Origin of the sequence: Streptomyces xylophagus, from assembly GCF_000716435.1 — a bacterium.
GTDB classification, from domain to species: Bacteria; Actinomycetota; Actinomycetes; order Streptomycetales; family Streptomycetaceae; genus Streptomyces; species Streptomyces xylophagus.
Genome location: NZ_JNWO01000065.1, coordinates 1 through 6,391, shown reverse-complemented (window position 1 = coordinate 6,391; position 6,391 = coordinate 1). Strand labels below are relative to the sequence as shown.

6 protein-coding genes and 2 pseudogenes are annotated in these 6,391 nt (G+C 72.6%); 5 read left to right on the top strand and 3 right to left on the bottom strand.

Annotated features, from left to right (window positions below):
• Nucleotides 1-566 precede the first annotated feature (566 nt).
• Nucleotides 567-1,379, bottom strand: coding sequence for a DUF4190 domain-containing protein (locus OO70_RS55685; RefSeq protein WP_043688138.1), 813 nt, complete (start codon nt 1,377-1,379; stop codon nt 567-569).
• Between the two features lie 207 nt (nt 1,380-1,586).
• Here OO70_RS55685 and OO70_RS55680 point away from each other — a divergent pair, with 207 nt between their 5' ends.
• From OO70_RS55680 to OO70_RS50010, 3 genes and pseudogenes are all read left to right on the top strand, one after another.
• Nucleotides 1,587-1,844: a hypothetical protein gene (locus OO70_RS55680; protein ID WP_199827564.1), complete on the top strand. Its 258-nt coding sequence runs from the start codon at nt 1,587-1,589 to the stop codon at nt 1,842-1,844.
• Nucleotides 1,825-2,985, top strand: a pseudogene (locus OO70_RS50015) (adenosine deaminase); the annotation flags it as partial. The gene OO70_RS55680 and the pseudogene OO70_RS50015, both read left to right, overlap by 20 nt.
• A 19-nt stretch (nt 2,986-3,004) precedes the next feature.
• On the top strand, nt 3,005-3,691 hold the full coding sequence (locus OO70_RS50010) for a glycerophosphodiester phosphodiesterase (protein WP_043688127.1): 687 nt from the start codon (nt 3,005-3,007) through the stop codon (nt 3,689-3,691).
• Here the strand turns inward: OO70_RS50010 and OO70_RS50005 are convergent.
• Nucleotides 3,675-4,352, bottom strand: a complete 678-nt coding sequence (locus OO70_RS50005; RefSeq protein WP_043688136.1) for an NADPH-dependent F420 reductase — start codon at nt 4,350-4,352, stop codon at nt 3,675-3,677. The genes OO70_RS50010 and OO70_RS50005 overlap by 17 nt on opposite strands.
• Before the next feature lie 36 nt (nt 4,353-4,388).
• Between OO70_RS50005 and OO70_RS50000 the strand changes: the two genes are divergently transcribed.
• On the top strand, nt 4,389-4,796 hold the full coding sequence (locus OO70_RS50000; RefSeq protein ID WP_078651918.1) for a winged helix-turn-helix transcriptional regulator: 408 nt from the start codon (nt 4,389-4,391) through the stop codon (nt 4,794-4,796).
• Here the strand turns inward: OO70_RS50000 and OO70_RS56525 are convergent.
• Complete coding sequence (locus OO70_RS56525) at nt 4,793-5,656, bottom strand: hypothetical protein (protein WP_407702907.1); 864 nt, start codon at nt 5,654-5,656, stop codon at nt 4,793-4,795. The two genes, OO70_RS50000 and OO70_RS56525, sit on opposite strands and share 4 nt — an antisense overlap.
• A gap of 201 nt (nt 5,657-5,857) precedes the next feature.
• Between OO70_RS56525 and OO70_RS56520 the strand changes: the two are divergent.
• Nucleotides 5,858-6,391 (top strand): annotated as a pseudogene (locus OO70_RS56520) (hypothetical protein); the annotation flags it as partial.

The window sequence follows — 6,391 nt, the reverse complement described above, 5'->3', positions numbered from 1 at the left end:
GATTTCTGCCTGTCTCGTGGGCTCGGAGATGTGTATAAGAGACAGCGGGGTGTGTGCCGGGTTGGGGGTGGGTGGTTTGGGGTTGTGTGCGGGGTGCGGGTCGGTGGGGGCTGGTCGCGCAGTTCCCCGCGCCCCTTAGGGGGTGGGGGCGGGCCGGGTCCGGGGGCGCGGGTGCGGGCGCGGGTGTGTGGTGGGGTCGGGGTCGTGGCGGTACGGCGAGCCCGCCGCTGGTCGGGCCCCTCTGGTGTTGTCACAGTTGAACGGGTTGGTGCCGGGTACGCGGCGGGCTGCGCCGTACCGCCACGACCCGCTCCCGTCTCGTTGGCGGCTGCCGGCTCGTGGTCCATTCCGGCCTGTTCCGGGGCGGTCGCGATCACGGGTGCGGGTGCGGGTGCATCGGTGGCTCGGCGGGTGTGAGCGGAGCCTGTACCCCTTGTGCCGGCGCAGGCTCAGAGAGGGCGGGGCACCCAGCGGGAGAAGTGCCCATGATCATGGGCGCGGGCACACCCTCGGCGGGGTGAGTGCGGGCCCGGGTGCCGTGGGTGTGGGGGGCTGCCGGGGCGAGGTCAAGCCTGGGGCAGGACCGGGGCCGTCAGGCTGGGGGCGGAGTTGTAGAAGGGGTCGGAGTCCGTGGTGTCGGTGCTGTCTCCGTGCTTGATGGCGAACACGATCGTGACGATCAACACGGCGACCGTGATGACACCGAGGACGGTCCCGACGATGCCCGTGATCAGACCCGCCTGGGCCTGACCACGGTTCGTGGCCTCGCCCCGGTCGGCCCGCTTCTTGCCCTTGACGCCGAGGATGATCGCGGTGATCCCTAGGGCCAGGGAGACCACGCCGTAGAAGCAGAACAGGCAGCAGGACAGGATGCCCAGCACCATCGCCGCGGTGCCCATGTTGTTCTGCGGGGCCATCGGCATACCGGGCCAGCCGTAGCCCTGCGGGTAGCCGGGGTAGCCGTAGCCGCCGGACATTCCGGGGCCTCCTTGCACGCCTGGGCCACCCGGCATTCCGGGGCCGCCGGGGGTGTTGGGCCCGCCGTAGCCGGGAGCGCCGTAGCTCGGGAGGCCGGGGGGTGTGCCGGGCTGGCCGTAGCCCGGGGCGGTGGGAGGCGTGCCGGGTGCGGGTGGGGCGAAGCCGTCGGACGGCAGGGAGGTCACCGTGGCCTGGTTGTGCACGGACGGCGACTGCGGCGGAGGCTGCCGGTCCTGCGGAGCGGACCATTGCCCGGGCGCGGGCTGCTGTCCGGGGACTGGGTGCTGTCCGGGTACTGGCTGCTGCGGCGCGCTCTTCTCCAGCGACGGCCTGCTCTCCGGCGGCGCCCACGGGTCGCTGTTCGCTCCCGCGCCGCCGTCGGGCTGTGTCTGGTCCCCCACGTGTCGTCCCCGTCCCCGTCGGTCGATCGTCAGACCGACCATGCTAGAGCGTTCACCGGCCAGTTTCGCCACGCGCAGGGCGAGCACGGGTGCCGCCGGCTTCGCCGGACACCACGGACGCCACCATCGGTCCCGACCGGCGCTCCTCAGCCGCCCGCTGTCCAGCGGCGTCACCGCCTACAGTTCCCGCCACGCGGGCGGGCACGGGTGCCGCCGCCGACCTCGCCGGACATCACGACGGCACCACCGGTCCCGACCGACGCTCTCGGCCGTCCGCTGCCCGGCGGCGCCACCGCCGACAATTCCGCCACACGGGGCGAGCACAGACACCACGGACAGCACCACCCGTCCCGACCGGCACCCTCAGCCGCCCGCCGCCCGCCGCCCGGCGGCATCATCGCCGACACCCCCACCACCACCCCCGACCCACCCCGCCGCACCCCCGTCCACCCCGGCCTACGATGATCCCGAGTCATCGATCAGCCGATCACCCGCGTCCCGCTCGGCACAGCCCGGGGCGCCGTTCCGGGGAGGAACCTTGTCCGACCACAGCGCTGTACCCGTCGCCGGTCAGGCCCGCGACCTGCATGCCTTCATCGCGGGGCTGCCCAAGGCCGAGCTGCATGTCCATCACGTCGGCTCCGCCTCCCCGCGGATCGTCTCGGAGCTGGCTGCCCGCCACCCCGACTCCCGGGTGCCCACCGACCCCGAGGCCCTGGTCGACTACTTCACCTTCACGGACTTCGCGCATTTCATCGATGTCTATCTGTCCGTGGTCGACCTCATTCGGACGCCGGAAGACGTGCGGCTGCTGACCTACGAAGTCGCGCGGGACATGGCCCGGCAGCAGGTGCGGTACGCCGAGTTGACCATCACGCCGTTCTCGTCGACCCGGCGCGGGATCGACGAGCGGGCCTTCATGGACGCGATCGAGGACGCCCGTAAGGCGGCCGAGGCGGAGTTCGGGACCGTACTGCGGTGGTGCTTCGACATTCCCGGTGAGGCCGGGCTTGAGGCCGCCGAGGAGACCGTGCGGCTCGCCACCGACGACCGGCTGCGGCCCGAGGGACTGGTGTCGTTCGGGCTCGGCGGGCCGGAGGTCGGGGTGCCCCGGCCGCAGTTCAAGCCGTACTTCGACCGGGCCATCGCCGCGGGCTTGCGCTCTGTGCCGCACGCCGGTGAGACCACCGGGCCCGAGACGGTCTGGGACGCCCTGAACGACCTGCGCGCCGAGCGCATCGGACACGGCACCAGTTCCGCCCAGGACCCCAAGCTGCTCGCCCATCTCGCCGAGCACGGCATCGCGCTGGAGGTGTGCCCGACCTCCAACATCGCCACCCGCGCGGTCCGCACGCTCGACGAGCACCCGATCAAGGAGTTCGCCCGCGCCGGGGTCCTCGTCACGATCAACTCCGACGACCCGCCGATGTTCGGTACCGACCTCAACAACGAGTTCGCGGTCGCCGCCCGCCTCCTCGACCTCGACGAACGCGGTGTCGCCGACCTCGCGAAGAACGCCGTGACGGCCTCCTTCCTGGACGCGGCCGGCAAGGCCCGTGTCAATGAGGAGATCGACACGTACACCTCGGCGTGGCTCGCCCCCTGACGGCAAGCACAATGAGGTCATGCAGAACGTGACCGCCGTGGCCCATCGCGGCGACCCCTACCGCGTCCGTGAGAACACCACCGACTCGCTGCGTTCCGCGCTCGAACAGGGCGCGGACGCCGTCGAGTTCGACGTACGGCTGACCCGTGACGGGGTGCCCGTGCTGCTGCACGACGAGACGCTGCAACGGCTGTGGGAAGTGGACCGGCCACTGAAGTCGCTGTCGGTGGACGAGGTGCGCGGGCTCACCGGCGGCGGGGTGCCGACGCTGGTGGAGGCGCTGGCCGCGACCGAGGGCAGCCGGGTGATGGTCGACCTGCCCGGCCCCGCCGACGTGCGGGCCGTGCGCCGGGTCGTGGACGTGATCCGCGAGTGCGGGGCGGACGACCGGGCGTACTACTGCGCGGGCGCCGACGCGATGCTCGCCGTCCGCGCGGCCGACCCGACCGCCGAGATCGCCCTCACCTGGACCTCGCTCGCGCCGCCGCGTCCCGCGGTGCTCGAAGCGGTACGGCCGCGCTGGCTCAACTACCGCTTCACACTGGTCGACCGGGACCTCGCCGCGCGCGTCCACCGCGACGGTTACCTCCTCTCGGTCTGGACCCCGGACACCCGCCGTTCGATGCGCCGGCTCCTCGACATGGGCGTCGACTCGATCACCACCAACCGCATCGACGTCCTGTGCGGTCTCAGGAAGAACGGCTGAGGGACGCAGCCGGATCAGCGTCCCGCTCCCCCGCCAACTCCCCTGGCGGGGCTATGGACTGGGCGTCCACTCCCTCGCCGACCCACAGCCGGATCAGCAGCGCGGCCGTCGCCTCCAGCAAGGTCGCGCCCTGGTTCAACTCCCCCGCCGCGAACGGTTCGCAGCCCATGTCCCGCACCAACTGCCGTACGACGGCGAGGGCTTCGTCGTCGTCCCCGCTCAGGGGAACGCCGAGCGGGCGGCCGTCGAACACCGGGGGTGTCAGGCGCCAGACGTCCTCGTGGCAGAGGTTGAACGCCTTCACGACGTGGGCCTCGGCTCCGGCGGCGGTGGCGAGTTGTTCGGCGGCTGAGGGGCCGCCCGCGGTGAGCAGACGGAAGCGTTCGCCGACCGGGTTCGTGCAGTCGATCAACACCCTTCCGTCGAGAGGGAGTTGCCCGGCCACTTCCACCGCCGCGTCCCACGGCAACGCCATCAGTACGGCGCCGGTGCCGAACGCGGCGGCCTCGCGGAGGCTGCCGGATGCGCCTCCCCGTCGCCGCGCCAGCGCCTGCGCCCGGCCCAAGTCCCGTCCGGCGAACAGCACTTCGTGCCCGGCCCTGATCCACTGCGTGCCCAGCGCGTCCGCCATGCCGCCGGTGCCGAGAATTCCTATCCGCATCTCCATGCCACGACAGTAGGAAGCCGCTCGGGCACCATGTGGTGCGTGACCTCCGACTCGACAGAAGCGACCTCGACGGACTCGATGTTCCTCGCCGACTGCCGAGCCCGGCTCGCCTTCGACCTGTTGGGCAACACCTGGAACTGCGTGGTGCTGTGGGCGCTGCGGCACGGTCCGCGACGGCCGGGCGAACTGCGCGGGCGGATCGGCGGGATCAGCCAGAAGGTGCTGACGGAGACACTGCGGCGGCTGGAGTTCAACGGGCTCGTGGCACGGCGGTCCTACGGTGGTTCGCCGCCGCGTGTGGAGTACGAACTCACGGCTCTGGGGCGGACGTTGCTCGACCCGATCGACGCGTTCGGGGCGTGGGCGTTCGCGCACGGTGACGAGGTCATGGCCGCGCAGGACAACTACACCCGGGACGGCGACAACCGGGACAGCTAGAGCTCGGAACGCTGGGCCATGGTCGCCGGGTCGACCGGGGTGGTTCGGGTGACGTACTGGGGTACCGGTGCGTTGTCCTTGCCGGTGTCGCGGGTCAGGCCGTAGCGGGTCACGCCCTGGGCTGGGCCGGTGGTGATGTCCTGCTCCACGGCGTCCCAGGTGGTGGGGAAGACGTTGAGGCCGTAGTCGGCGCCGCGTTCGTTGACGGTGAGGGTGACGCTGCCGTCGACGTAGAAGTACTCGTTCTGCCACATCTGTTGGGTGCCGGTGGGCAGGACGTCGTAGCCGGTGGTCGCGTTGCCCATGCCGGTGGCGGTGGTGTCGGTGGTGCTGACCGGGTCGTCCATACGGCGACCGCCGCCCGACGCCACGTGGAAGAGCTTGCCCTTCAACGCGGTCCAACTCGGCATCACCAGGGCGCCGGAGCGGTACTGCGGTGAGATCTGCCAGCGCACGAGGACGTAACCCTGGCCGCTGAGCGTCACGTTGTCCCCGCGATGGTTCATCGTGGCGTGCGCGCCGCCGGTGCTGGTGATGCCGGACGCGGGGCGATGCGGGAGCGTGGCGGGCGGGGTGTTCGGGTCCGGGGCCTGGTCCACGGCGTCGACGACCGAGCCGTAGGGGGTGGTGGTCGTCTTCGACGGAGAGGGAGAGGGCGACGGGGACGGGGATGCGGACGGTGAGGGGGACGCGGTGGTCGGGGCGACGGACGAGGGGTGAAGGGTGCCCACTGTCGCCGTGGGGGCAAGGGCCTTCGGGGGTGGGTCGTTCGGGGACTGCGTGACGACGTAGACGCCACCCGCGGCGATCGTCGCACCCGCCGCCACGGCGACGGCGGGCTTGGTGAGCGCCCCCAGCACCTTGGCCGACCAGCCGGCAGGCGCACCGCCCGAACCGGCGATCCCGGCGGAACCCGCCGCTCCTGAGGCTCCGGCCGAACCTGCGACGCCGGAGGCGCCAGCGGCCCCTGCCGAACCTCCGACGCCCGAAGCGCCGGCAGCTCCTGCAGTGCCGGCTGCACCCGCCGAGCCCACGGAACCCGCAGCACCTGCGGCCCCGGCATGGCCGGCAACGGCTGCGGAACCGACGACACCAGCAGCGCCGGAAGCCCCGGCCGCACCCGCCGAACCCAGGGAACCCGCAGCGCCTGCGGCCCCGGCATGGCCGACCGCGCCTGCGGTGCCGGCAACTCCCGCAGCGCCAGAAGCTCCTGCCGCACCCGCAGAGCCGGCGGCACCTGCAAAGCCGACCGCACCCGCAGAGCCGGCAACGCCTCCGGCACCCGCGACGCCGGAAGCCCCTGCCGCGCCCGCGAACCCAGCGCCACCTGCGCCACCGACGAAGCCCGCAGCGCCCGCACCTGCGGCCCCGACAGAACCCGCAGCGCCCGCCGCGCCAGCGGCCCCCGCCGAGCCGACCGCGCCCATGGAACCCGCAACGCCAGAAGCTCCTGCCGCGCCCGCGAACCCAGCGGCACCTGCACCACCGACGAAGCCCGCAGCGCCCGCCGCCCCGGCGACCCCGGCCGAACCCGCCGCACCTCCTACTCCCGCCGTGCCCGCCAAACCGGCAGCCCCCGCCGCTCCAGTCACCCC